Origin of the sequence: Thermodesulfovibrio yellowstonii DSM 11347, assembly GCF_000020985.1 — a bacterium.
Taxonomy (GTDB): Bacteria; Nitrospirota; Thermodesulfovibrionia; order Thermodesulfovibrionales; family Thermodesulfovibrionaceae; genus Thermodesulfovibrio; species Thermodesulfovibrio yellowstonii.
This window is the reverse complement of sequence record NC_011296.1, coordinates 1,642,309-1,668,429: the sequence shown is the minus strand read 5'-3', so window position 1 is coordinate 1,668,429 and position 26,121 is coordinate 1,642,309. Positions and strand designations below refer to the sequence as shown.

Annotated in this window: 25 protein-coding genes and 1 pseudogene; 25 read left to right on the top strand and 1 reads right to left on the bottom strand. The window is 39.0% G+C overall.

The features are described 5' to 3' along the window. Positions 1-14: 14 nt before the first annotated feature. Genes oadA through THEYE_RS08560 form a run of 5 tightly spaced genes read left to right on the top strand, consistent with a single transcriptional unit; the run spans position 15 to position 4,644 of the window. Complete coding sequence (gene oadA, locus THEYE_RS08580; RefSeq protein ID WP_012545036.1) at positions 15-1,841, top strand: sodium-extruding oxaloacetate decarboxylase subunit alpha; 1,827 nt, start codon at positions 15-17, stop codon at positions 1,839-1,841. Next, entirely contained in the window at positions 1,841-2,497 is a 657-nt protein-coding gene (locus THEYE_RS08575) for a site-2 protease family protein (protein WP_012545727.1), read from the top strand. The genes oadA and THEYE_RS08575 overlap by 1 nt, the downstream gene beginning before the upstream one ends. A 9-nt stretch (positions 2,498-2,506) precedes the next feature. Further along, entirely contained in the window at positions 2,507-3,493 is a 987-nt protein-coding gene (trpS, locus tag THEYE_RS08570; RefSeq protein WP_012546811.1) for a tryptophan--tRNA ligase, read from the top strand. Next, entirely contained in the window at positions 3,481-4,200 is a 720-nt protein-coding gene (locus THEYE_RS08565) for a HesA/MoeB/ThiF family protein (protein ID WP_012545472.1), read from the top strand. The genes trpS and THEYE_RS08565 overlap by 13 nt, the downstream gene beginning before the upstream one ends. After that, entirely contained in the window at positions 4,201-4,644 is a 444-nt protein-coding gene (locus THEYE_RS08560; RefSeq protein ID WP_012546456.1) for a hypothetical protein, read from the top strand. A gap of 3 nt (positions 4,645-4,647) precedes the next feature. On the opposite strand, the gene THEYE_RS08555 is transcribed toward THEYE_RS08560, so the two are convergent. Next, complete coding sequence (locus tag THEYE_RS08555; RefSeq protein WP_012545882.1) at positions 4,648-4,974, bottom strand: DsrE family protein; 327 nt, start codon at positions 4,972-4,974, stop codon at positions 4,648-4,650. Between the two features lie 69 nt (positions 4,975-5,043). Here THEYE_RS08555 and bioA point away from each other — a divergent pair, with 69 nt between their 5' ends. The 20 genes and pseudogenes from bioA (at position 5,044) to nifX (ending at position 26,120) form a co-directional block, all read left to right on the top strand. Continuing rightward, positions 5,044-6,399: an adenosylmethionine--8-amino-7-oxononanoate transaminase gene (gene bioA / locus THEYE_RS08550; protein WP_012546209.1), complete on the top strand. Its 1,356-nt coding sequence runs from the start codon at positions 5,044-5,046 to the stop codon at positions 6,397-6,399. 22 nt (positions 6,400-6,421) lie between these two features. Beyond that, positions 6,422-7,402 carry an NHL repeat-containing protein gene (locus THEYE_RS08545; protein WP_012545549.1) on the top strand — a complete coding sequence of 327 codons (981 nt, stop codon included), beginning with the start codon at positions 6,422-6,424 and terminating at the stop codon, positions 7,400-7,402. After that, positions 7,399-8,214, top strand: coding sequence for a 3-deoxy-8-phosphooctulonate synthase (kdsA, locus tag THEYE_RS08540; RefSeq protein WP_012545456.1), 816 nt, complete (start codon positions 7,399-7,401; stop codon positions 8,212-8,214). Before THEYE_RS08545 ends, kdsA begins: the two co-directional genes overlap by 4 nt. Before the next feature lie 255 nt (positions 8,215-8,469). Beyond that, positions 8,470-8,877, top strand: a pseudogene (locus tag THEYE_RS10520) (hydrogenase iron-sulfur subunit); the annotation flags it as partial. 90 nt (positions 8,878-8,967) lie between these two features. Beyond that, a complete protein-coding gene (locus THEYE_RS10515) occupies positions 8,968-9,294 on the top strand; it encodes an NADH-ubiquinone oxidoreductase-F iron-sulfur binding region domain-containing protein (protein ID WP_307722229.1) in 327 nt (108 codons plus the stop codon). 18 nt (positions 9,295-9,312) lie between these two features. Further along, a complete protein-coding gene (locus THEYE_RS08530; protein ID WP_012546840.1) occupies positions 9,313-11,082 on the top strand; it encodes an NADH-dependent [FeFe] hydrogenase, group A6 in 1,770 nt (589 codons plus the stop codon). An 18-nt stretch (positions 11,083-11,100) separates the two neighbouring features. Then, positions 11,101-12,498, top strand: coding sequence for a [Fe-Fe] hydrogenase large subunit C-terminal domain-containing protein (locus tag THEYE_RS08525; RefSeq protein WP_012545114.1), 1,398 nt, complete (start codon positions 11,101-11,103; stop codon positions 12,496-12,498). After that, entirely contained in the window at positions 12,495-12,821 is a 327-nt protein-coding gene (locus tag THEYE_RS08520; RefSeq protein ID WP_012546035.1) for an iron hydrogenase small subunit, read from the top strand. Before THEYE_RS08525 ends, THEYE_RS08520 begins: the two co-directional genes overlap by 4 nt. A 42-nt stretch (positions 12,822-12,863) precedes the next feature. Next, the gene (locus THEYE_RS08515) at positions 12,864-13,145 is read left to right on the top strand and encodes a hypothetical protein (protein WP_012544923.1); all 282 of its coding nucleotides are present in this window, start codon (positions 12,864-12,866) and stop codon (positions 13,143-13,145) included. Between the two features lie 90 nt (positions 13,146-13,235). After that, positions 13,236-13,496 carry a TM1266 family iron-only hydrogenase system putative regulator gene (locus tag THEYE_RS08510; protein WP_012545214.1) on the top strand — a complete coding sequence of 87 codons (261 nt, stop codon included), beginning with the start codon at positions 13,236-13,238 and terminating at the stop codon, positions 13,494-13,496. Next, positions 13,493-14,911, top strand: a complete 1,419-nt coding sequence (locus THEYE_RS08505; protein WP_012545781.1) for an aspartate ammonia-lyase — start codon at positions 13,493-13,495, stop codon at positions 14,909-14,911. The genes THEYE_RS08510 and THEYE_RS08505 overlap by 4 nt, the downstream gene beginning before the upstream one ends. Beyond that, complete coding sequence (gene hydG / locus THEYE_RS08500; RefSeq protein ID WP_012546878.1) at positions 14,908-16,413, top strand: [FeFe] hydrogenase H-cluster radical SAM maturase HydG; 1,506 nt, start codon at positions 14,908-14,910, stop codon at positions 16,411-16,413. The genes THEYE_RS08505 and hydG overlap by 4 nt, the downstream gene beginning before the upstream one ends. Next, positions 16,388-16,720: a hypothetical protein gene (locus tag THEYE_RS08495; RefSeq protein WP_012545578.1), complete on the top strand. Its 333-nt coding sequence runs from the start codon at positions 16,388-16,390 to the stop codon at positions 16,718-16,720. The genes hydG and THEYE_RS08495 overlap by 26 nt, the downstream gene beginning before the upstream one ends. Beyond that, positions 16,717-17,988, top strand: a complete 1,272-nt coding sequence (gene hydF, locus THEYE_RS08490) for a [FeFe] hydrogenase H-cluster maturation GTPase HydF (RefSeq protein WP_012546707.1) — start codon at positions 16,717-16,719, stop codon at positions 17,986-17,988. The genes THEYE_RS08495 and hydF overlap by 4 nt, the downstream gene beginning before the upstream one ends. After that, a complete protein-coding gene (gene hydE, locus THEYE_RS08485; RefSeq protein WP_012546274.1) occupies positions 17,981-18,973 on the top strand; it encodes a [FeFe] hydrogenase H-cluster radical SAM maturase HydE in 993 nt (330 codons plus the stop codon). Before hydF ends, hydE begins: the two co-directional genes overlap by 8 nt. 391 nt (positions 18,974-19,364) lie before the next feature. Further along, positions 19,365-20,189 carry a nitrogenase iron protein gene (nifH, locus tag THEYE_RS08480; protein ID WP_012546613.1) on the top strand — a complete coding sequence of 275 codons (825 nt, stop codon included), beginning with the start codon at positions 19,365-19,367 and terminating at the stop codon, positions 20,187-20,189. A gap of 17 nt (positions 20,190-20,206) precedes the next feature. After that, on the top strand, positions 20,207-21,646 hold the full coding sequence (gene nifD / locus THEYE_RS08475; RefSeq protein WP_012546033.1) for a nitrogenase molybdenum-iron protein alpha chain: 1,440 nt from the start codon (positions 20,207-20,209) through the stop codon (positions 21,644-21,646). Then, positions 21,643-23,154, top strand: a complete 1,512-nt coding sequence (gene nifK / locus THEYE_RS08470) for a nitrogenase molybdenum-iron protein subunit beta (RefSeq protein ID WP_012545394.1) — start codon at positions 21,643-21,645, stop codon at positions 23,152-23,154. Before nifD ends, nifK begins: the two co-directional genes overlap by 4 nt. A gap of 9 nt (positions 23,155-23,163) precedes the next feature. After that, the gene (gene nifE, locus THEYE_RS08465) at positions 23,164-25,719 is read left to right on the top strand and encodes a nitrogenase iron-molybdenum cofactor biosynthesis protein NifE (protein ID WP_012546796.1); all 2,556 of its coding nucleotides are present in this window, start codon (positions 23,164-23,166) and stop codon (positions 25,717-25,719) included. Next, complete coding sequence (gene nifX / locus THEYE_RS08460) at positions 25,719-26,120, top strand: nitrogen fixation protein NifX (RefSeq protein ID WP_012545689.1); 402 nt, start codon at positions 25,719-25,721, stop codon at positions 26,118-26,120. The genes nifE and nifX overlap by 1 nt, the downstream gene beginning before the upstream one ends. Position 26,121: the final 1 nt, after the last annotated feature.

Here is a 26,121-nt window from a genome sequence, read left to right as displayed (position 1 = left end):
GACGAGGTGTAAAAATGTCTAAGTCACCGGTAAAAATTATGGATACAACATTCAGGGATGCTCATCAAAGTCTTCATGCCACAAGAATGAAGCTTGAAGACATAGTCCCAATTGCTGAAAAAATGGATCAGGTTGGGTTTCATTCTCTTGAAGTATGGGGCGGAGCAACTTTTGATAGTTGTCTAAGATTCTTAAGAGAAGACCCATGGGAAAGATTAAGAACAATAAGAGCACTTGTTAAAAATACAAAGCTTCAAATGCTTCTAAGAGGACAGAATCTTGTTGGATACAGGCATTATCCTGATGATGTTGTAGAAAAATTTGTTGAGAAAACAATAGAAAATGGTATAGACATACTTAGAATATTTGATGCTCTCAATGACCTTAGAAACATGGAAAAATCAATTTCAGCAACTCTTAAGTATGGAGGGACCGTAGAAGCAGCTTTTTGTTATACCATTGGACCGATTTATACAGTTGACTACTTTATTAAGCTTGCAAAAAATCTAAGAGACATGGGAGCTCATATTATCTGCATAAAAGACATGGCAGGACTGCTTGATCCTTATACAGCCTATGAATTGATAAAAAGGCTAAAAGAAGAAATAAATTTGCCCATTCATCTTCATACCCATGATACTGCCGGAATGGCTGTAGCAACAACAATTAAAGCAATAGAAGCAGGAGTAGATATTGTTGATACAGCAATCTCTACAATGGCTGGAGGAACATCTCAGCCCTCCCTTGAAACAATATGTCACATACTCAGAGGAACTGAAAGAGACCCTGGATTTAATATGGAACTTCTTGACGAGATTGCAGATTATTTTTATGAAACAAGAAAAAAATATAAAACTCTTGAAAGCGAATACATAGGACCAGACCCCAAGGTTATTGTCTATCAAGTTCCAGGAGGAATGTTAAGCAACCTTGTAAACCAGCTAAGAGAACAAAATGCTCTTCATAGGATAAAAGAAGTTATGGAGGAAATCCCCCGTGTAAGAGAAGATTTTGGATATCCTCCTTTAGTTACTCCTTCAAGCCAGATAGTTGGAACTCAGGCAACTTTGAATGTTCTTACAGGAGAAAGATACAAGATGGTAACAACAGAGACAAAGAATTACTTTAAGGGACTTTATGGCAAGCCTCCAGTTCCTGTAAATGAAGAAATCAGAAAGAAAATTCTTGGAGAAGAAGAATTCATTACCTGTAGACCTGCTGATTTGCTTGAGCCAGAGTTTGAAAAAGCTAAAACTGAGTTAAAAGATAAAGCCCATTCTGATGAGGATGTTCTTAGTTATTGTCTTTTCCCTAAAATATATCTTGAATTCCTTGAAGCAAAAGAAAAGGGAATTAAAGAAGAAATTCCAGTTTCAAAAAAAGAGGAAGCAAAACCCGCTGCCACATCTCTTGCGCCAACAGAATTTGTTATAAATTTATACGGTGAATCTTATCATGTTAAAGTTGGAGGTAAAGGGCATAAAGTTGATGGCAAAAGACCCTATTTCCTTTACATCAATAACCAACTTGTGGAAGTTATTGTTGAACCTCTTCAGGAAATTGTGCCAAGTGAGGAAGGTAAAGTGGAGATTAAACCAAAAGAATCTGTCAGATCGAGACCTTCAGAACCTGGGGATATTACTTCACCAATGCCGGGCACTGTAGTAAAAATTAAAGTTAAGAAAGGTGACATAGTCAGCGCAGGTGACACAGTGGTGATAGTTGAAGCAATGAAAATGGAAAACGAAATTCACTCCCCTATTGATGGGACAGTTGAAGAAATTTATATAAAAGAGGGTGACATGGTCAACCCAGATGAAGTAATGATAAGGATAAAATAATGGATTTCACAGGAATTTTCAGGCAGATAATAATTTCAGCACCAGCCATATTGATTGCAATAGTATTTCATGAGCTTGCGCATGGATGGGTAGCATACAAACTTGGTGACAATACAGCAAAGCTTTCTGGAAGACTAACTCTCAATCCTGTATCTCATATAGATCTCTTCGGAACAATAATAATGCCATTTATGCTTCTAATTCTTACAAATGGTCAATGGGTTTTTGGATACGCAAAACCTGTTCCTGTAAATCCCTACAACTTCAAAAATCCAAGAAGTGGCATGGCTCTGTGTGCAGCAGCTGGACCATTTGCAAATCTTGTTGTAGCAATATTTTGCACAATAATAATTAAGTGGATTTTATTACCGTTTATGGGAGTCATCCCGGGGTTTATTTTTGACCCTCTTGTTGTGATTCTTAAAGCAACAATTATGATTAATATTATTCTGGCAGCATTCAATCTAATTCCTATCCCACCGCTTGATGGTGGAAGAATTTTGATGGGAGTATTACCTCTAAAATATTCTCAACTAATGGAAAAAATTGAGCCTTTTGGTTCGTTAATTGTTATATTTATGATTATTACAGGATTGACCAGCGTTTTTGTATGGCCTTTAGTAAAATTTTTCTTTAAAATACTTTCACTTTTTTAGGAGGCTTTAATGGATAAAGTATTAAGTGGAATGCAGCCAAGCGGACCACTTCATCTTGGGAATCTTATAGGTGCACTTTCAAACTGGGTGAAAATTCAGACTCAATATGAATGCTACTTTTTTGTTGCTGACTGGCATGCTTTAACCACAGGCTATGGCAATCCGTCACAGATAAAGGAATATACTGTTGACCTTCTTATGAATTTTATTTCTGCGGGACTTGATCCTGAAAAATCAACTATATTCATACAGTCTCAAGTTCCGGAACACGCAGAACTTCATATTTTTTTAAGCATGATAACACCACTTGGATGGCTTGAAAGGGTTCCTACCTATAAAGAAAAAAAAGAGCAGATTAAAGATAAAGATCTTGACACTTATGGCTTCTTAGGATATCCTGTGCTTCAAACAGCTGATATTATCATTTACAGAGCAAAATATGTTCCTGTTGGAGTTGACCAAGTTCCTCATCTTGAGATTTCTCGTGAAATTGCAAGAAGATTTAACTATCTTTATGGAAAAGAGTTTTTCCCTGAACCTGAGGCACTACTCACAGAGTTTCCCAAAGTACCCGGTGTGGATGGGAGAAAAATGTCTAAAAGTTATGGTAATGCTATTTATCTTAGCGATGATGAAAAAACAGTTAATGAAAAAATAAGAACTATGGTTACAGACCCTGCTCGTAAAAGAAGAACAGACAAAGGAGACCCTCAAAAATGCCCTGTTTTTGATTTACATAAAATATTTTCAACAGAAGAAGAAAGGAAAGAGGTAACCAGTGGCTGTACCACGGCATCAATTGGATGTATTGATTGTAAGAAAATACTAATAAACCATGTTATTGATACACTTAAACCAATATGGGAAAAAAGACAAAAACTGATAGACAATCCTTCACTTCTTATAGAAATTGCCCAAGAAGGTTCTAAAAAAGCAAGAAAAGTTGCTGGAGAAACCCTTAAGGGAATGAAGGAGGTTATTGGATGGATTTCTTAAGATATAGCCGTCAAATGCTTATTGAAGGTTGGGGAGAGGAAGGACAAAGAAAACTTAAAAATTCAACTGTATTTATTGCTGGAGCAGGAGGACTTGGAAGCCCTGTTTCAATCTATCTTGCTGTTGCTGGAGTTGGTAAAATAATTATATGTGATTTTGACAGCGTAGAAATCACCAATCTAAATAGACAGATACTTCACTGTCATACACGAATTGGTATAAATAAAGCACTATCAGCAAAGATAACTCTCACTGCAATAAATCCAGAAGTTGAGGTTATTCCTATTAGTGAAAAAATAACCGAGACAAATGCCCTTGAGCTTATAGAAGACTCACAAATTATTCTTGACTGTATGGATAATCTTGAGACAAGGTATATACTCAATGAAGTTGCTATAAAAAAGGGTATACCCCTTGTATTTGGTGCAATTTATGGAATTCAGGGAATGCTGAGCTTTATTCACTCCCCTGAAACTCCTTGTCTTAAATGTCTCTTTCCTGAAGCACCTCCAAAGGAAACCTTTCCAGTTGTTGGAGCTACTCCTGGAGTTATAGGCGCTTTACAGGCTTTAGAGACGCTAAAATATCTTGTAGGTATTGGTAAACTTCTAAAAAACAAACTTCTTGTCTGGGATGGTATGAGCGCAGACTTTAAAACTTTTAAAGCTCAAAAGGACCCATCTTGCCCTATTTGTGGTAGGAAATAAATGGAATATATCAATAATTTCATGTATTTTGTTATAAGACCTGTTGATAAACAAAAACACATTTACTGCTCGGGTGTGAATCTTACAAAATTTTCTCCAATTACAAAAGGAAGGCACAGACTTGGACAGAACCCGGCAGTGAAGGGACTTCAGACTCTTAACAATGATATCAGAGCAATAGTTATTGAAAATAATGCTACTCCTGAAACAATTAAAAATCTTCTATGTCAGCAGATAAAACCTCTCAATGAAGACCTCTGGTATACAGAGTCTTTTTTGATACATAACTACTCTCAGCAGTTAGGTGAAAAGATAGAGAAGTTTGCTCCCTCAGAGTTATTAAGAAAAATGCTTAGAGCAATGTTGATAAATGAGAATATTCCTGAAAATTTATCATCTCAGGAGTTTCAGACATACCTTTATAGTTTAGCTGAAAAATTATAAACGTCAAAAACAGATAAACTTATCACTTTTAACCATCAGTTCATATAAATCTTTCTGCCCACCTTTTTGACAAATCTCATTTCCTTCAAGTCCTCTCATCCCCATGCTTTTTTGACAACCTATAATTTTTCCACCGCCAAGTGCAAAACTTTTAACTAACTCTTTGATATTGAATTTTTCAGAATCAGCATCTTCATAAGCTGTTGCCTTTGAGTTAAGGAATATGGTTACTTCATTTTCATAATCCATATTTAAGCAAAGAATTCCAAAACGGAAGGCATTCCATAGAGTTTCTGCGTCATTGTTTGAAATAAGTATTCCAATTTTCATATTATCCTCCAAAAAAATAATTTTATATATTTTATAATAAAAAAGTGAAAAGTCAATGAAGGAGGAATGATGAATAAGACTATTCTTATTGAATGGGATAAAAAATATATTTGGCATCCTTTTACTCAAATGAAAAATTGGCTTGATGATGAACCAACAATTTTTATAGAAGGCAGAGACTGTTTTCTTAAGGACATTGATGGTAAATGGTATCTTGATGGAGTGTCTTCTCTTTGGGTAAATATTCATGGACATAGAAGACAGGAGATAGATGAAGCATTAAAGAGTCAAATAGACAAGCTTGCTCACTCAACTTTGCTTGGTGCCTGTAATGAGCCAAGTATAGTACTTGCAAAAAAAATCGCAGACTTACTCACTGAAAACGGCGTGCCATTAACTAAAATATTTTACTCTGACAATGGCTCAACAGCTGTTGAGATTGCCATGAAGATTGCCTATCAATATTGGATTAATCAGGGAATAAAAGGTAAAGACACATTTGTAAGTCTTAAGGAAGCCTATCACGGAGATACAATAGGAGCAGTTAGTGTTGGCGGAGTAGAACTATTTCATGAGGTCTACAAACCCCTTTTAAACAAATCCATTCAAGCACCAGCACCATACTGTTACAGATGTGAGCTTAATCATACATATCCTGCCTGCGAACTTGGCTGCCTCAATGAAATGGAAAAGATTATTGCCCAAAACCAAGAAAAGGTTATAGCAGTCATTGTTGAGCCCCTTGTTCAGTGTGCGGGTGGAATAATTGTCTGGCCAGAAGGTTATTTGAAAGGATTAAGAGAACTTTGTAATAAATATAACATTCTTCTTATTGCTGATGAAGTTGCTACAGGTTTTGGCAGAACTGGTAAAATGTTTGCCTGTGAACATGAAAAAGTAAGTCCAGATATTATATGCCTAAGTAAAGGAATAACTAATGGTTATATGCCATTAGCTATTACTGCAGTTAATGAAAAAATCTTCAATGCATTCATCGGTGAGCTTGAAGAGAAAAAAACTTTTTATCATGGTCATTCTTATACAGGAAATCCCTTAGCCTGCGCTGCAGCGCTGGCAAATCTTGAAATATTTGAAAAAGAAAAGACTGTTGAGAAACTTTTACCAAAAATTGAACTTTTGAAAAATAAACTTTTAGAGATAGCTCAACTTCCTTATGTAGGAGATGTTCGTCAAAAGGGAATGATTGCAGGAGTTGAGATTGTAAAAGATAAAAAAAATAAAGAATCATTCCCCTATTTTGAGCAGACTGGCTGGAAAATTGTTAAATCTGCAAGGAAATACGGAGTATGGCTAAGACCTCTTGGAGATGTTATTGTGATAATGCCTCCACTGGTTATATCAGAGGAAAATCTTGAAAGGTTGCTTGAGGTAATAAAAGGTTGTATAATAGGTTTGAACTATTGAAATAGTTGAATGAGGAGGCAATATGCGAAAATATTTAACCATATTAATATTGTTAATAATTTCTGCAGGGTGCACAGAACAGGTAAAAATGGATATAGCAGGAGTTGGAGAATCAATTCCTTCAGGAGTTTCAGCAATTACATGGGATGGTAAAAACCTTATAGTAGCAAAAGAGGGAATAATTGTTTTTTTAGATGAAATTGATACAGCAACAGCTGGTTCTATTATTGGTTATGAAGGCAATTATTTTTTTAATAATTATCCTGTAACAATAACTTCAAAAGAAAATCCACCGTATATAACAGGGATTGCATGGCAACAAACATCAGGAAATACAGGATTTATATGGGTTGCTGATGCAGCAAATAAAAGAATTTTAAAAATCACACCACAGGGAGAAGTTATAAGAAAAATTTCACTGACTTCAATTTATCCAGAAGACATAGCTTTTAAAGAAAACCATTTATGGATTGCTGATTCAAAAAGAAATAAAATATATAAAGTTTCAACAGAAGATGGCTCTATTCTATCAGAATATCTTTCCCCTGTACCAATACCAACCGCAATTACATGGGACGGTAAATATTTGATTATTGCTGGTATAAATTTTAATAAACCATCAACATCTTCAGATAATGTAAAAATTGTTAAACTTGATAGTATAACTGGTAAAGTTGTGGAAGAAGTGCTTCCTTCCAGATATATCTCCTATCCAGCAGGAATGGTGTGGATTGATGGCAGGTTATGGATTTCTGATAGAAACTCAGGTTATATTGTAACAACAAGTGACAGAGGTATTCCCTCTGAAGATAAGAATAATTATAAGCTTGATATAATCCCACCAACTGTTAAGAAAATTGAGATAAAAGAAGAAAAACAGAAAGAAGAAAAAGACACCGAAGAAGCTAAAAAAGCAGCAGAAGAGGCAAAGAGAGCAGCTGAAGAAGCAAAGCGTGCTGCTGAGGCTGCTAAAAAAGCTTTTGAATTGCAACAGAAAAAATGACTTTTTCTATTAATAACACACGAATACAAAAAAATGAGCTTTTTCTTATAGCCGGTCCCTGTGTTATAGAGAGTGAAGAAATTGTATTTAAAACCGCTTTTGCTTTGAAAGAGATTTCCCAAAATCTAAAAATTCCTTTTATATTTAAGTCTTCTTATGATAAAGCAAATCGTTCATCTATCAACTCATACAGAGGTCCTGGAATAAAAAAGGGACTTGAAATATTAAATAAGGTTAAAAAAGAATTTGAAGTGCCTGTTCTGAGTGATGTTCATTCAGTAGAAGAGGTACAGATTGCAAAAGATTTTCTTGACATTATTCAAATTCCTGCTTTTTTATGCAGACAGACAGATATCATTGTGGAAGTTGCTAAAACAGGAAAGCCTGTAAATGTTAAGAAAGGACAGTTTCTTGCACCTTGGGATGTGAAAAATATAATTGAAAAGATTAAATCCACAGGAAATGAAAAAATAATAATTACAGAAAGAGGCACAAGCTTTGGTTATAATAATCTTGTTGTTGATTTTAGAAGTTTTCCAATAATTCGTTCTATGGGAGTTTTTGTAGTTTTTGATGCTACACACTCTGTTCAACTCCCTGGCGGAGCTGGAACATGCTCATCAGGGCAGAGAGAATTCATTCCCTATTTGAGCAGAGCAGCTGTTGCTTGCGGAGTTGATGGACTATTTTTTGAGGTCCATCCTGAACCAGAAAAGGCTCTATGTGATGGACCCAATATGATTCCTTTGAAAGATTTTAAAAATCTCATCTTAACTTTGCTTGAGATTCATAATACAGTAAAAAAGCTTTAGAAAATCTAAACTTAATTATATCAGTCTCCAGAGTCTTTATTTCTGTTAGATTTTTTATAAGGCATTTTAGGGTCTTGACAAAATAAAAATTTTGTGATATGTTTGTTGTTAACAAATTTAAAATATCTATCAACTAACCCGCCAGGAAGGCTTACAAGGGCTGAAGCCCTAAAAAATTCAACTGAACCTGCCTGCCCGAAGGCTGGCTAAAAGCTAAGAAAGCAAAAAACTAAAAAATTTTTAGGAGGTTTTGCTATGGAGCAGGGCTTCAAGCCTAAGGTTATTGCCTTTTTATGTCATTGGTGTAGCTATGCAGGAGCGGATATGGCAGGTTCTTTAAGGTATAGTTATCCACCCTACTTGTATCCTGTTAGAGTTCCCTGTTCAGGACGAGTTGAGCCAGAGTTTGTAATTAAAGCCTTTCTGTCAGGTGCAGATGGTGTATTAGTTGCAGGATGTCATCCCGGAGACTGTCATTACAAAACAGGAAACTATTATGCAAACCGAAGATTTAATCTTCTCACAAGATTTCTTGAAGTAATTGGAATTCCGAAACAAAGAGTAAGACTTGAATGGATTTCTGGTTCAGAAGGGCTTAAGTTTTCTCAGGTAGCAAAGGAATTTGTTGAAAAGATTCAAAGCCTCGGTCCTCTATCTCTCAAAACTCCTGTTGATATTGACTGGCAGACTCTTTCGCGTACTGTAGCAACCGTTGGCTCCGCAGGAAAACTATTCTGGGAGGAAGACAAATGCATGGCTGAGATGATTGACTTTTTCCTGAGCTACGCCCAAGAAAACTCCTGTGCAGAGTGCATTCCTTGCAGAATAGGCACGAAGAGAATGCAAGAGATGGTAAAAAAGATTTTTGACGGTTCCATATCTACACGAGAACTCTCTCTTTTAGAATACTTTGCAGATGATATTGGAGCATCAAGCAAATGTGACCTTGGATTAATGGCAGGAAAAGCAGTCAAATTTGCTCTTCAACACTGCAAAAGCGATATAGAGGCTCACTTGAAAGGAAGCTGTGGTCATAGTATTCCAGCCAATCCAGGCTGGCAGACAGTAATGCTTAAATAATTTCTGAGGAGGATAAATATGGCTAACGTAACAATCACAATTGATGGACAAAAGGTCACTGTGCCAGAGGGAACTACTATACTTAAAGCATCTGAACAGGTAGGCGTGAAAATTCCAACTCTCTGTTTTCTTGACCATGTCGGATTAAGGCATATCAAACACGATATAGGAGCTTGCAGGGTCTGTGTAGTAGAAGTAGAGGGAAAGGGAGATTTTGTTTCATCCTGTAATACGCCTGTTCAAGAAGGCATGGTCATAAGAACCAATACTCCTAAGATTTTAGCTGCCCGAAAGCTAAATCTTGAAATGATGCTGAGTGAACATCATCTTGACTGTCCAACCTGTCCGAAAAACGGCATATGTGAACTTCAGGCAGTTTGTGCAGAGCTTAATGTAAGACAGATAAGACCGCAGGGTGAGAAAAAAGATTTGCCAATTGATGACTCATCTCCATCAATAGTTAGAAATCCTAACAAGTGTATCATATGTCAGCGATGTATAACTGCATGCAAGGTTCTTCAGTCCGTTGATATCCTTGAACTCTACGGAAATGGCTATGATGCGGTAGTTCGTCCCTTAGGTGGAAAGCCAATTATTGAAACTCAATGTGTTGCCTGCGGACAGTGTGCCCTTGTCTGTCCCACTGCTGCTATTGTTGAAAGGGATGATACATGGAAGGTATGGGAAGCAATTGCAGACCCGAAGAAACACGTAGTTGTTCAGACCGCACCGGCAACCCACGTCAGCATAGGTGAAGCCTTTGGCTTACCTGTTGGAACAGATATTACCGGTAAAATGGTCAGTGCACTCAAAAGAATTGGATTTGATGCAGTCTTTGATACAAACTGGTCTGCAGACCTCACCATAATGGAAGAGGGATACGAGCTTATCCACAGAATTAAAAACGGAGGAGTGCTGCCTCAGTTTACATCATGTTCTCCTGGATGGATTAAGTTTCTTGAGGAGTTTTACCCTGACCTGATTCCTCATATTTCAAGTTGTAAGTCTCCTCAACAAATGCTCGGTCCAATAGCAAAAACCTATTATGCCCAGAAAAAAGGCATTTCTCCTGAAGATATCTTTGTTGTCTCAATAATGCCATGCACAGCTAAAAAATATGAAGCAGCCAGACCTGAGATGAACGCAGCGGCAAAATTCTGGAAAAATCCCAATATCTCAAGGGATGTAGATGTAGTTCTTACATCAAGAGAACTAATAAGAATGATACGTGAAGCAGGGATTGATTTTGCCAAACTGCCAGACTCAGCCTATGACCCTGTTATGGGAGAAGGAACAGGTGCAGCCCAGATATTTGGAGCAACAGGTGGAGTTATGGAAGCCGCCTTAAGAACAGCCTATGAGGTGGTGACAGGCAAAACCCTTCAGAAGCTTGACTTTGAAGATGTAAGAGGAATGAAAGATATTAAAGAAGCTTCTGTGAGCATGAATGGATTAACAGTGAAAGTTCTCGTTGCTCACTCCCTTGGTGCAGCAAGACAACTTATAGAAAAGGTAAGAGGAGGTGAGCTCAAGGATTATCATTTTATTGAAGTTATGACCTGTCCTGGTGGATGTATTGGTGGCGGCGGACAGCCTATTCCCACAACTGTTGAAAAGAGGGAGATGCGAATTGCTGGAATTTATGAAAGAGATAGAAAGATGCCTCTCAGAAAAAGTCATGAAAATCCTGAAATTCAGGCAATCTACAAAGAATTCCTTAAGGAACCTCTCGGTCATCTATCACATGAGTTACTTCACACTCATTACACACCGAGAGGAAAAAAATAACTAATAAAGGGGGGTTGTATGGTAAGAAAAGTAAACACATTCAAGGGTAACGGTGCAGTGAAGTCACAGACAGGAACTTACAGAGCAGGAGAGCTAAGAGGAATAATCAAAATCAACGAGGGTAATTGTGTTGGCTGTCATACCTGTAGCAGTGTTTGTCCTGCAGGAGCAGTAAAAGGCTCCTTCGGAGACAAACACAGCATTGACCTTGACAAATGTATCAACTGTGGTCAGTGCCTGCTTAACTGTCCTTTTGGTGCAGTTGAACAGATGAGCTTTGTTGATGTGGTAATGGCAAAACTTAAAGACAAAAAAACTAAGGTTGTTGCAATTATTGCTCCGGCTGTGAGAGTTGCCATTGGAGAAGAGTTTGGTGCTGAGCCAGGCACACTTACAGTGGGAAGACTATGGGCTGCTTTGGAAAAAGCAGGTTTTTTAATCTATGACAACAACTTTGCCGCTGACCAGACAATTCTTGAGGAAGGCACAGAGTTACTTGCAAAAGTAGCAGCCCATGCAGGGCTTAAACAGTTACCTGTTGAACTCTGGGGGAAAAAAATAACTCTTGATATCAAAGAGTTCTCTCATCATCCCCTACCACAGTTTACTTCCTGCTGTCCCGCATGGGTAAGATATGTAGAAGTTTTCTATCCAAAACTTATTCCCTACCTTTCTTCAGCCAAATCACCCCAGCAGATGGCAGGAGCAACAGCAAAGACCTACGGTGCAAAGCTTTGGGGAGCGAAACCTGAGAATATTTTCACCGTTGGAGTAATGCCCTGTACAGCAAAAATATTTGAAGCCTCCCGTCCTGAATTTGATTCTGCAGGAAAGTATTTAAAGAAGTCAGGTATGAGAGATGTGGATGCAGTTCTAACAACAAGAGACCTTGCAGAACTTCTAAAGCGTATGAACATAGACCCAATGAAAATGTCTGAGGATGCAAGCAGAAAACCTGAGATGTTCAAATTTTACTCAGGTGGTGCTACTATATTTGGCACAAGCGGTGGAGTTATGGAAGCAGCTGTAAGATTTGCCTTTCATGTTCTCTCCGGGCAGGAGCCACAGGCAATGAGTCCTAAATGGGATTTTGAAGGTGTGAGAGGTTTTACAAAACCTGTTGTCTCAGCAACTATTCCTGTTCCTCTAAGAGAAGAATATCAGAAGGCTTTCGGAACAAAAGAACTTCAGGTCAAGGTCTGTGTAGTAAATGGCATAGGAACAGATGCAGCACATCTGAAGCCAATTGTTGAAGAAGTTTTAGCAGGTAAAAGCCCCTATCACTTCATAGAGGTAATGAACTGTCCTGGTGGCTGTATTAACGGAGGTGGACAGCCAGTTCATCCAATTGAACTTTCTCTCTTAGACCAGCTTTTTTATTCTCTTGTAAAAAACTTTGAAGGAGGCAAACTATGAAAATCAGAAAGCTTACAAGAAGGTCTTTTCTAAAATTAGCAGGTGCTGGAATTATCAGCCTTTCCTTTACAAAGCCATCTTTTGCTGGTGATACAGCAGAGAAAAACTTTTTTGAGACAAAGGTCGGAAAAGAAAGACTTAAACTCATAAAAGCAAGACAGTCCGGGCAGTATAAGGATGACGTTATATCAAGAGAGAAATTTAAAATGGCCGCATCCCATGAAAACCCGATGATAAAAAGGTTTTACTCTGAGTTTGCTCATCATCCTTTAAGTGAAGTAAGTGAAGCATTGTTGCATACGCATTACAAGGCAAGGGTATAGTATTAGCCCGGGCTAATGCCCGGGCTTAGAGGAGAGTTTAAAATGGTGGTTTATTATAGTCTCGGCAACAGAAAATACTGGTTTACAACAATTGAAAGGCTGATGCAAATCTCAGAAGTTCTCTCAAAGAAAAGCTATCTTCTTCATAACACTGAGGCTGTAAAGACTACCTATAATGATTGGTTTATTCTTGATGAAAAATACATAAGCAAGATAAGCGAAATAATTGAAGAATGCGCAAGTGAGATTAAAGATGAGGAGCTTTTATGTGACCTCATGGCTTTGAAAGAAGTTTTTGACGGCGGAAGCGTAGTTTTCGGATAAAAATGCCTTATCCAAGGGAGAAACTCCTGAGGAGAGGGTTTAGAAAAGTTAAATAAAACCTGAGACAGAGGAAAAATCTGAGGTCAAGGGATGAATAGAAAGATTGGAATTGTTGGAATAATCGTAGCTGAAAGAAATAAAAATGCTCCTTTAGTAAACCAAATCCTATCTGAGCATGCAGAGATAATTCTTGCCAGAATGGGAATACCTCAAAAAGAGACAGACACTGGCTTTATCTCACTTTTTGTAGAAGGAAACACAGACCGAATAGGCTCTCTTACAGGAAAGCTTGGAATGATAAAAGGTGTAACTGTAAAAAGCCTTCTTATCTCTGAAAAGGAGAAGAAATGATACGCATAGAGAGGGACTCTCTTGGTGAGCTTTCTATTCCGAAGGATGCCTACTACGGTATTCATGCATTAAGAGCAAAGGAAAACTTTTCTGTCACAGGACAGCCTCCTCACAGGGAGCTCATATGGGCAATGGCTATTGTCAAGAAAGCCTGTGCATGGGTTAACAGAGAGATTGGAATGCTTGAAAACAGCAAGGCAGAGGCAATTCTTAAAGCCTGCGATGAGCTGGCAGTAGGTAACTTAGATGGACAGATTATCGTTGATGCTCTTTCAGGTGGAGCAGGCACAACACTTAATATGAATATTAACGAGGTTATTGCCAACAGAGCCCTTGAGCTTATGGGATTTGAAAAAGGTATCTACGATGTAATTCATCCCCTCCTTCACATAAATCTAAATCAGTCAACGAACGATGTTTTCCCCACAGCTGTAAAAACCGCGATTGTAAGGCTTCTGAGAGAGCTCGCAGATGAGGTTGCTTTACTTCAAGGTGAGTTTCAGAAAAAAGAAAAGGAATATGCAAAAATTCTTAAGGTTGGAAGAACTGAACTCCAGGACGCTGTTCCTGTTACAGTGGGGCAGGAGTTTTCTGCATGGGCAGAGGCTTTAAACAGGGACTGGTGGAGGCTGAATAAGGCAGTAGAAAGGGTTCGTCAGGTCAGTCTCGGCGGAACTGCTGTGGGCACAGGACTTAACTGTCCCAAAATTTTCATTGATATGGCAATAGAGAAACTTCGAGAATTTACAGGGCTTCCCCTTGCAAAAGCAGAGAATCTCTTTGAGGCAACTCAGAATACCGACTCTCTATCTGAAGTATCAGGATATCTTAAAACCTTAGCTTCAGACCTTATAAAAATCGCTTCAGATTTAAGGTTCTTAAGCTCTGGACCAAAAGCAGGAATAGGTGAGTTAAGGCTTCCTGCTGTTCAGGTTGGCTCATCAATAATGCCTGGAAAGGTAAATCCCGTTATTCCTGAGATGGTTACACAGGTTGGAATAAAAGTGATTGTATCAGACCATGCAGTAAGCTTTGCCTGTAGCATGGGAAATCTTGAGCTTAACCCGTTTCTACCGCTTATAGCACACGAACTTATTGGTTCTTTAAAGATGCTTAAGAGCTGTTCAACACTTTTCAGGGAGAGATGCATCTCAGAAATAACCGTTGATGAGGCAAGATGTAGAGAGCTTTTTGATAGAAGCTCCTGTATTATAACTGCCTTTTCTCCCTATCTTGGCTATGAAGTCTGTGCAGAGATTTACAAAGAGGCTTTAAGCACAGGCAAAAGAGTTGAAGAAATCCTGATTGAGAGAGGATTTTTCACAAAGGAAGAGATTGAGAGCATAACTCAACCACAGGAATTAACAACTCCCGGCTTTGCCGGGATTAAATACTTAAGGAGGCTTTTAAAATGAAAGCTGTTTTAGCAAAAGAGGAAAAAAACTGGATAAACAGCGTGATTAAGGAAGAAGAGATAGAAAAGTATATGGAAGGCGGGAGGGACTTCATAGACGATGAGGAAATCTGGGAAAAACTAAAGCAAAATCAGAATCCAGAACCATCCCGAATAAGGGATATACTTCAGAAATCCCTTTCAATTGAAACACTTCTTTCCGATGAGACAGCAGCTTTGCTTAATCTTAAAGACCCGGAACTCTGGCAAGAGGTTTTTGATGTAGCAGCAAAGGTAAAGAAAAAGGTTTATGACAACAGAATTGTCACATTCGCACCTCTTTACTGTGGAAATCTATGTGTGAATAACTGCGTTTACTGTGGTTTCAGAAGAGACAATCATGTGATTAAAAGAAGGGTGCTAACTCTTGAAGAAGTAAAAAGAGAGGCAGAGGTGCTTGCTGGTGAGATAGGACATAAAAGACTTATTGTTGTTTACGGTGAGCATCCTGCAACAGGAGTTCATTACATAAGAGATACGATAGAGACTATTTACTCTGTCAAGGTAAAAACAAAAAACGGATACGGGCAGATAAGAAGGGTTAATGTGAATGCCGCACCAATGAGCATAGATGAGTTAAAGATGCTTAAGGAAGTTGGAATCGGCACATATCAGGTCTTTCAGGAGACCTATCATCATGACACATACGCAAAGCTTCATCCTAAGGGAACAATTAAACACCACTATCAATGGAGGCTTTACTGCCATCACAGAGCCCTTGAAGCGGGAGTTGATGATGTGGCATTGGGAGTACTTTTTGGACTTTATGACTGGAGATTTGAGGTTATGGGACTTGTCTATCATGCAAGGGAGCTTGAGAAACGCTTTGGAATCGGTCCCCATACAATTTCTTTCCCACGGCTTGAGCCTGCAGCAAACACTCCCTTTGTGCAGGAGACAAGATATAAAGTTTCCGATGAGGACTTCAAAAAACTCATTGCAGTGATAAGACTTTCTGTTCCCTACACAGGCATGATACTTACTGCCCGAGAGCCTGCTCACATAAGAAGAGAAATCATAGCTTCAGGAATGATAACCCAGACAGATGCATCCACAAAAATAGGAATTGGTGCATACTCTGACCGTTACACAGAACAGGAGCTTGAGCGACAGCAGTTTGAGATTGGAGACCCCCGTAGCCTTGACGAAGTAATCAGAGAACTTGCAGAGATGGGTTTTATTACAAGCTTTTGCACAGCCGGTTACAGATGTGGAAGAACAGGAGATAGAATAATGAGTTTGCTTAAGACAGGAAAAGAGGCAGTATTCTGTAAACTCAATGCAGTGCTTACTTTCAGAGAATGGCTTGATGACTTTGCCTCTGAGCAGACAAAGGAGGCAGGAGAGAAAGTTATTCAGAAGGAGCTTGACGAGTTAAAGGCAAAAGTGCCTCATAAAGTTTACAACAAGCTCATTGAATACTACGGGAGGATTAAAAATGGCGAAAGAGACCTATATTTCTAAGGAGACTCTTCATTCTGAGCCATCCATTTGTCATTCTGAGCCGAAGGCTAAGAATCTCCTTCTTGAATTAAACAAAATAGCAGAGTTTGTCAAAGAAAAATACAATGCCCACATTTGGTTTGTAGAAATAATGGGAAAGAGACACTCATACATAGCCGGACACAAAGAAGACTCATTTCTTCCACCAGAGTTAATTTATATCAATGACAGATACGCTGCTGTCTCCAATGAATGGGAGAGAATCACCGAGAAAGATGAAATCATATCAACCATAAAAATGCTGCTTTCAAAGGAGACAACTCCATGAGTGTGCCAAAAAGTCAGAGACTTCATATAGCTCTCTTTGGAAGGACAAATGCAGGAAAATCATCCCTTATAAACGCTCTCACTGGTCAGTCTCTCGCGATTGTATCTGATGTTCCCGGAACAACTACAGACCCTGTAGCAAAAGCCATGGAGATTCTTCCTCTTGGACCGGTTGTTCTTATTGATACAGCAGGAATTGATGATGTGGGAAAACTTGGTGAATTAAGAAAAAAGAAATCCTATGAAGTGCTTGATAAGACAGACCTTGTTTTACTTGTAATTGACCCTGAAAAAGGGTTTGGAGAGTTTGAAAGGGATATAGTGAAAAAAGCAGAAGAAACAGGGACTCCCTTGATTTATGTTGTAAATAAAATAGATATCCATCCAGAAGCTAAGAAGTATGAGTTGCCTGAACCTAAGGTTTTTGTAAGTGCCCTGACAGCTGAAGGCATAGTTGAGCTTAAACAGACTATAGTAAACAATGCTCCAAAAGACTGGACTCTTCCTACAGTCTTGGGAGACTTGATAAATCCCGGAGATGTAGTAATATGCGTAATTCCCGTTGACAAGGCTGCACCCAAAGGAAGACTAATTCTTCCTCAGCAGATTGTGATAAGAGACATTATTGACAACGAGGCAATCGCTATGGTTGTAAAAGAAAGAGAGTTGCTTTATGCCCTAAGTTTACTCAATAAAAGACCTTCACTTGTAGTTACTGATGCCTCTGTTTACAATAAAGTTGCAGCAGATACACCCGCAGACATAAGGCTTACATCATTTTCAATTCTTTTTGCCCGTTACAAAGGAGATTTGCAGACACTTGTTGAGGGTGTTCTAACTGTAAAAAAACTAAAGCCAGGAGATAAAGTGCTCATAGCAGAGGCATGCACCCATCATCCTGTGGAGGATGACATTGGAAGAGTAAAAATTCCCCGCTGGCTAAGGGCACAGGTTGGAGGTGAGGTTGAGATTGAGGTAAAAGCTGGTAGTGGTCCACTTCCTGATAATCTCACTGAATACAGTCTCATTGTTCATTGTGGTGCCTGCATGCTCAATCGAAAGGAGATGCTTAGTAGAATTCTACAGGCTAAGCGGGCTGGTGTTCCTATTGTCAATTATGGTGTGATAATGGCTCACATTCACGGAGTTCTTCATAGGGCACTTTCTCCTTTTCCACACCTTCAGGGAATGATAGATGAAGCAGAAAAGGAGGTAAAAGCAGAGATAGAAATTTTAAAGAAAATAACAGAAAGAGCAATTTATGAATAGCCATGAAATTTCGGCTTTAACATCAAGTAAAAATAAGACCTCTCTTAAAGACTGGATACTTTATCTTTTAAGAGAGCTTCCTTTTGAGGAATTGGCTCGGATGGCTGATGATGTGAGAAAGCAGGTTCACGGAGATACAGTCCATCTTAGAGCAATAATAGAGTTTTCAAACTACTGTAAGTGTAACTGTCTTTTCTGTGGAATAAGAAGGGAAAACAGGAAACTCCCTCGTTACAGGATGAAAGAAGAAGAAATAGTTAAGGTAGCTACAGAGGCTGTAAAGGAAGGCTTCAAAACTATTGTTTTACAATCTGGAGAAGAGCCCTTCTGGAATGCTGAAAGACTGAGTAAAGTTGTAAGAGAGATTAAAAAACTCAATGTGGCAGTAACTTTGTCTGTAGGTGAGTTAAGTTACAATGATTACGTGGTCCTCAGAGAGGCTGGCGCAGATAGATACCTACTTAAGTTTGAAACTTCCGATGAAAAACTTTTCAGAAGACTCAAACCTGATACAACCTTAGACAGAAGAATTCAATGTCTCAGATGGCTTAAAAAGCTCGGCTATGAAACAGGCTCAGGCATCATAGTAGGACTTCCGGGACAAAGCATTGAGTCCCTTGCAGAGGATATAGCTCTTATGAAGGAGCTTGAACTTGACATGATTGGCATAGGACCATTTATCCCTCATCCAGACACACCTTTAACCTCATATCCTTTTGGTGATCCCCTCTTAACTCTAAAAGTTTTAGCCATCACGAGGCTTATCCTTCCCAAAGCAAATTTACCAGCAACCACAGCACTTGGAAGTCTTTCCTCCAGTATGAGGATTAAGGCATTTTACTGTGGAGCAAATGTTATTATGCCTGATGTCACTTCTGAAATATATAGAAATCTCTATGAAATATATCCGGGCAAAACTCAAGGTAAAAACTCTTACTCATACTGGAAAGACACTCTTAAGAGCGTAGGAAGAGATGTTTCATAAGTATCATTTCCATTTTAAGCCTCTTCAAAAACTCTTGTAGTTTATTGATTTCCAATAAATCACAAGTTTTTGAGCAGTCTCGGTAATTTTAAAAGAGATAAGACAAAAGTAGATGGCATCTATGTATTAAAAGTATCAGAAGTATTTGCGTTGATAAACTAAGAAAGCATGGTTATATAGATATGTAGATATAGAATTTTATTTTTATTAAATCATCAAATCAATAACATTTATTCAAAATTGTATTTTCCTACAAAAAACTCCTTTATACTCTACAAAAATGTAGATAATTTTGTTCCATATATTCTGAGAAATGAATAATTTCAGACATTTATATGCTGGCATGGAGTTTGATCACCAAATCTAATAAAAAGTTATTTGGAGGTCAAAAATGAGACAGATAGCAATTTACGGAAAAGGTGGTATTGGTAAATCAACAACCACTCAAAATACTGTTGCTGCTTTAGCAGAAGCAGGATATAAATGCATGATTGTAGGTTGTGATCCTAAGGCAGATGCTACGAGGCTGATTCTTCACAAAAAAAGTCAGGCAACAGTGATGGATTTAGCACGAGAGAGAGGCTCAGTAGAAGATCTTGAACTTGATGAAGTATTACTTGAAGGATTTAAAGGGGTTAAATGCGTTGAATCAGGTGGACCTGAGCCAGGAGTTGGCTGTGCTGGTAGAGGAGTAATAACGGCAATTAATTTCCTTGAGGAAAATGGAGCATATACCCCCGAGCTTGACTTTGTCTTTTATGATGTTCTTGGTGATGTTGTTTGTGGAGGCTTTGCAATGCCCATAAGAGAGGGAAAGGCAAGGGAAATTTACATAGTCACATCAGGTGAGATGATGGCAATTTATGCAGCAAACAATATTTCAAGGGGTATTTTAAAGTATGCCCAGAGTGGAGGGGTAAGACTTGGAGGCATAATCTGTAATTCAAGAAAAGTAGATAAAGAATATGACCTCGTTTCTGAGTTCGCAGTGAAACTTGGAACTCGACTTCTTCATTTTATTCCAAGAGACAATATGGTTCAGAAGGCAGAACTTAACAGGATGACTGTAGTTGAGTATGCACCTGCCCATCCCCAAGCTGATGAATACAGAGATCTGGCAAAAAAAATTGCTGAAAATAAGAATCTGTACATTCCAACTCCTCTTACAATGGATCAACTTGAGGGGTTATTAGCAAAGTATGGATTTTTAGAATAGAAAAGTAGGAGGAGAAAATGCTAAGAGTAATTGAGCAGGATACAGAAAAATTAATAGAAAAAATTATTGAAAATTATCCTGAAAAAACAAAGAAAGAAAGGAAAAAACATCTAATCTATAACGATCCTGAATGTACCTCTTCTATTTGCCAGATAAAATCAAATGTAAAGAGCCGTCCTGGTGTAATGACCTCCCGTGGATGTGCCTATGCAGGCTCAAAGGGTGTTGTATGGGGTCCTATAAAGGATATGATTCACATAAGTCATGGTCCTGTTGGTTGCGGTCAGTATAGCTGGTGGTCAAGGAGAAATTATTACACTGGTAAAACAGGTATAAATGCCTTTGGTGCAATGCATATTACCTCTGATTTTCAGGAAAATGACATTGTCTTTGGAGGAGATAAAAAGCTTGAACAACTTTGCAGAGAGATTAGGGAGATTTTTCCTTTAGCTAAAGGTATTAGCATTCAGTGCGAATGTCCAGTAGGTCTAATCGGCGATGATATTGAAAGTGTTGCCCGTAAAATGACAAAGGAACTTGGAATACCTGTGATTCCTGTAAGATGCGAGGGTTTCCGTGGGATAAGTCAGTCCCTTGGACATCACATTGCCAATGACAGCATTAGAGATTGGGTTTTGGGTAAGGTTAAGGGAATTCTTGAAAAGGAGACTCCCTATGATGTTCTTATTCTTGGGGACTACAACATTGGTGGTGAGGCATGGTCTTCAAGAAAGATTCTTGAGGAGATGGGATTGAGAGTTATTGCCCAGATTCCAGGGGATTGCACTCTCAATGAGCTTACAAACATGCCAAGACCGAAGCTTATTCTGGTTCACTGCTACAGGTCAACAAACTACATTGCCAGATATCTTGAGGAGAATTTTGGAATTCCCTGGATGGAGTATAACTTCTTTGGTCCCACAAAGATATACGAAAGCATGAGAAAGATTGCCAAAAGATTTGACGACAAAATAGTTGAGCAGACTGAAAGGGTCATTGAAAGATATAAACCCCTAATGGATTCAGTTATTGAACAGTATAGACCACGCCTTGAAGGAAAAAGAGTCATGCTCTATGTGGGAGGACTCCGTCCAAGACACATTGTCGGTGCCTATGAGGACTTGGGAATGGTTGTTGTTGCCACAGGTTATGAGTTTGCCCACAGAGATGACTATGAAAGAACCTATCCAGAGCTTCCTAAGAACTCTCTCATATACGATGACCCTCCCCATTACGAACTTGAGAACTTTGCCGATGCATTGAAGCCTGACTTGGTAGGCTCGGGAATAAAGGAAAAATATGTCTACCATAAGATGGGAATTCCTTTCAGACAGATGCATTCTTGGGATTACTCTGGTCCCTATCACGGCTTTGATGGTTTTCCTGTTTTTGCCCGAGACATGGACATGGCAGTAAATAACCCCTCATGGAAGCTTATAAGGAGGAAAGGAAGATGAAAGTTCAAGACCATGTAAAACTATACAGGAGAGAAGACTATGAAAAACTCTTCAGAGACAAAAGGGAGTTTGAATGCCCTTACTCTGAAGAGGAGGTAAAGAAGGTTGACGAGTATACAAAGACAGAGGAATACAAAGAGAAAAACTTTAACCGTAAGGCGCTTACAATCAATCCAGCTAAGGCATGCCAACCCCTTGGTGCAGTGCTATGTGCCTTAGGATTTAAGGACACTATGCCCTTTGTTCATGGCTCCCAAGGATGTGTTGCCTACTTTAGAAGCCACTTAAGCAGACATTTTAAAGAGCCTGTGCCTGCAGTTTCTACGTCAATGACTGAGGATGCTGCCGTATTCGGCGGCTTAAGTAACATGATTGAGGGGCTTGAGAATGCCTATGCCCTATATAAACCAAAGATGTTTGCAATTTCTACAACCTGTATGGCTGAGGTAATAGGGGATGACCTTAATGCCTTCATAAAAAAGGCAAAGCAGCAGGGTATTATTCCCGAAGACTTACCAACTCCTTATGCAAATACTCCAAGTTTTACAGGCTCTCACATAAACGGCTATGATGCCATGCTTAAAGGGATATTGAGTTACGCCACACAGGGATTGAGGACTATAAAGGGAGAAAAAATTAACCTAATTCTTGGCTTTGACACCTATTCAGGAAACTACAGAGAAATAAGGAGAATGCTAAATTTAATGGAAGTTCCCCATATAATTCTTGCAGACATAAGCGATAGCCTTGATTCTCCAAACTACGGTGATTACGAAATGTATCCAGGTGGAACTTCTCTCGAAGAATTAAAGGATTCTATAAACTCAAAGGCGACCATCGCCCTTCAGAAGTATTCAACCCTTAAAACAGGTGAATTCATAAAGGAATCCTGGGGACAGTCCTTTGTAAACATTCCCTATCCTGTAGGAATTAGAAACACAGACCTATTTATTGATACAGTGAAAGAACTCACAGGAAAAGAGATTCCTCAGGAACTAATTGAGGAGAGAGGTAGAGTAGTTGATGCAATTATTGACTCCTATGCCTATATTCATGGAAAACGATTTGCCCTTATTGGAGACCCTGACTTACTTCTTGGACTCCTTAGCTTTATTCTTGAACTTGGAGGAATTCCTGTTCATATTGTTTGCACTAATGGAGACGAAGACTTTGAAAGGGAAGCCTATGAAATTCTTAAGAGAGAACCACTCTTTGGTTCAGAAGGAAAGGTTTACATAAAAAAGGACATGTGGCATCTTAGGTCTCTTCTTTTTACTGAACCTGTTGACCTTCTGATTGGTAATTCTTACTGTAAAGCTCTCTGGAAAGACACTGGAATACCATTAATCAGAGTAGGCTTTCCGATTTTTGACAGACATCATATGCATAGATATCCAATCCTCGGTTATCAGGGAGCCCTCAACCTTCTTACATTAATGGTAAACACTGTTCTTGATGAGCTCGACAGGGAAACAAAGGATTCACCAAGCTTTGATGTAATTAGATAGGAGGATACTGTGTATCTTGAGACAATAGAAAAAAAGAGCGAAGAAAAACAGCGGAAACACAAAGTATGTCGCTCAAGGGGTGGTGAGTCCTGTGCCTTTGATGGAGCAATGATTGTGCTACAGCCCATTGCCGATGCAGTCCATTTAGTTCACGGTCCCATATCCTGCTCAGCTAACTCATGGGAAGGAAGGGGAACTCTATCAGACAGGGGTTCTTTCCATAAAAGGGGATTTACCACAGACCTAAGGGAGCTTGACCTTATCGTAGGAAGTGAGCAGAGGCTTCTTAAAGTAATAGAGGAGATTATAGAAGAGACTAATCCTCAGGCAGTATTTGTTTACTCAACCTGTGTTACAGGTTTACTCGGTGAGGACTTAGAGAGAATTTGTAGAGATGCCGAGAAAAAATTTGGAGTAGACATAATCCCCGTCAATGCACCTGGTTTCATCGGACCTAAGAACTTGGGAAACCGTATTGCCGGAGAGGTTTTGCTCGATTACGTAATAGGCAGAGAAGAGCCATCCTTTACAACTGATAGAGACATTAACATAATTGGCGAGTATAACATTGCCGGAGACCAATACCTTATTGAACCCCTACTTGAGGAAGCTGGATTTAGGATTCTTTCAAGAATAACTGGTAACTCTACCTACAGAGAGATAAAATGGGCACATAGAGCAAAGCTAAATGTGATTGTCTGTAGCCGAGCCCTTGTAAACATTGGAATTGAAATGGAGAAAAAATATGGAATTCCCTATGTGGAAGTCTCCTTTTTCGGAAAAACCGAGACTACTCAGGCATTAAGAAAGATAGCGAGTTTTCTCGATAAAGAGGGAACTTTAACTGAAAAAGTAGAGAGACTGATTCAGAGGGAGGAGGAAAAGCTTGAAGAGGGCTTAAAGAGATATGGAAACCTGATTGGTAAAAGGGCAGTCCTATACACAGGTGGAGTTAAGTCCTGGTCTATGGTTTCAGCTTTAAAGGACATAGGTATAGAGGTTGTAGGAGTAGGCACAAAAAAGAGCACCTATGACGATGAAGAGAAGATAAAGGAACTTGTAAGTGAAGACTGCCTGCTCTTTGAGGATACTTCGCCGGCAAATATTTTGAAAATTATGAAAGATAAGAAGGCAGAGATTCTTGTTGCCGGTGGAAGAAACCTATATCTCGGCGTTAAAGAGGGAATTCCTTTTGTTGACGTCAATCAGGAACGTCATAGGGCATACGCAGGCTACAGAGGACTCCTTAATCTTGCCGAAGATATAAGTAGAGCCATTGAATTTTACTCAAAAGATAAAAGTAATAGGAGACCACTATCAATAAAGTTAAAGAAGGGCTTTATAGACCCCCTTAAGAACTCTCCTTTTGTTGGTGCTGCTATGGCTTTGCAGGGAATAGACAGGACGGTGCCACTTCTACATACTGCACAGGGATGTAACTTCATTGGAAAGGTATTGCTTATAAAGCATTTTCGGGAACCGATAGTGATGAACACAACAAAGCTCTTTACTGAAGAAGTGGTCATGGGAGGAGAGGAAAAGCTAAAGAGCAATATTCTGAACTTTAAAAATAAGGGTGCCCAATTAGTTGCTGTAATTACCGGAGCTCTATCCCACATGAAAGGAGAGGACATTGAGGCTGTAATAACTCCACTAAGGGATGAGACCTTTAAAGTCCCACACATACCAATTCCTGATTATGAGGGTTCTCTTGAGTATGGTTATGCAAAGGCAGTTGAAGGAATTTTGAGTCTTATTCCTGAGTGTGCTTGCAGAAAGAAAAGGGGACAGATAAACGTTGTTACAGGAGGACATCTTACACCTGCTGATTTTTCCGAATTAAGGGAGATTGTTGAACTTTTCGGCTTAAAACCTCTTATTTTACCAGACCTTTCTCAGCTTGATGGAAGCAGAGGCTTTTCAGGAATTACTAAGGGAGGTATAACTCTCTCAGAGATAGAAGATATGGCTTCCTCAGAATTTACCGTAGTAATAGGAAGAAGCTTGAAGGGTGCAGGAGAGATACTTAAAGAAAAATTTGGAATTGAATACAAAGTCTTCGATAGCCTTATGGGAGTAAACTCAAATGATGAATTTTTCGAGTTTCTTTCCTTTTTAAGCGGCAGGGAGGTACCTGAGAAGATTAAAAGACAAAGAAGAATACTAATTGACGGTATGAGAGATGCCCAGTTTTATGTGGCAGGAAGGAAGGCTGCAGTAGCTACAGAGCCTGATTTGGCATTAGGGCTTTCTGAAATTCTAAATGAAGCAGGATTAGATTTAGAGCTTGTTGTGCTTCCAATAGGCGGTGAAATTTTAGAGAAAATTCAGTCTAAGGAAGTCCTAATTGGAAGTCTCTATGACCTTGAAGGTGATTTTGAACTCCTTCTTTCAAACAGTCATGCCGAGGAGAAAGCAAGGAAGTTGGAAGTAGTGCTACTTGAGATAGGTTTTCCTGTTTACAAGAGCTTGGGATTAACTCACAAGGTCACAATTGGTTACAGGGGTAGCCTGAATCTTATAAACGAAATGGCTAATTTGTTGCTAAGAAAGGAGGTGCACTGATGAAAGTAGCCTTTGCATCTACAGACGGAATAAGGGTGAATGAGCACTTTGGACGTTCTGGTCAGTTTGTGGTCTATGAAGTTGAGGAAGAGGGATATAAATTTATGGAGATAAGAAAGTTTTCAGAAGGTAGAGATAGGGCAATAGAGGAGAGCAAGGATACTCCAGAAGTTCACAATGACCTTGTATGGGATAAAGTGAAGGCTCTATCGGACTGTAAAATCATTTACATGACTGAGATAGGACCGCCTTCTGCTGCAAGGCTCTCTCAGAAGGGAATTATGCCCCTTAAAGTAAAGGAGGGAAGCTCAATTGAAGAATGCCTTGAAAAACTTTACGAAACAATAAAAACATCGCCGCCACCATGGCTAAAAAAATTACTCAATAAAAAGGAGGAATAAC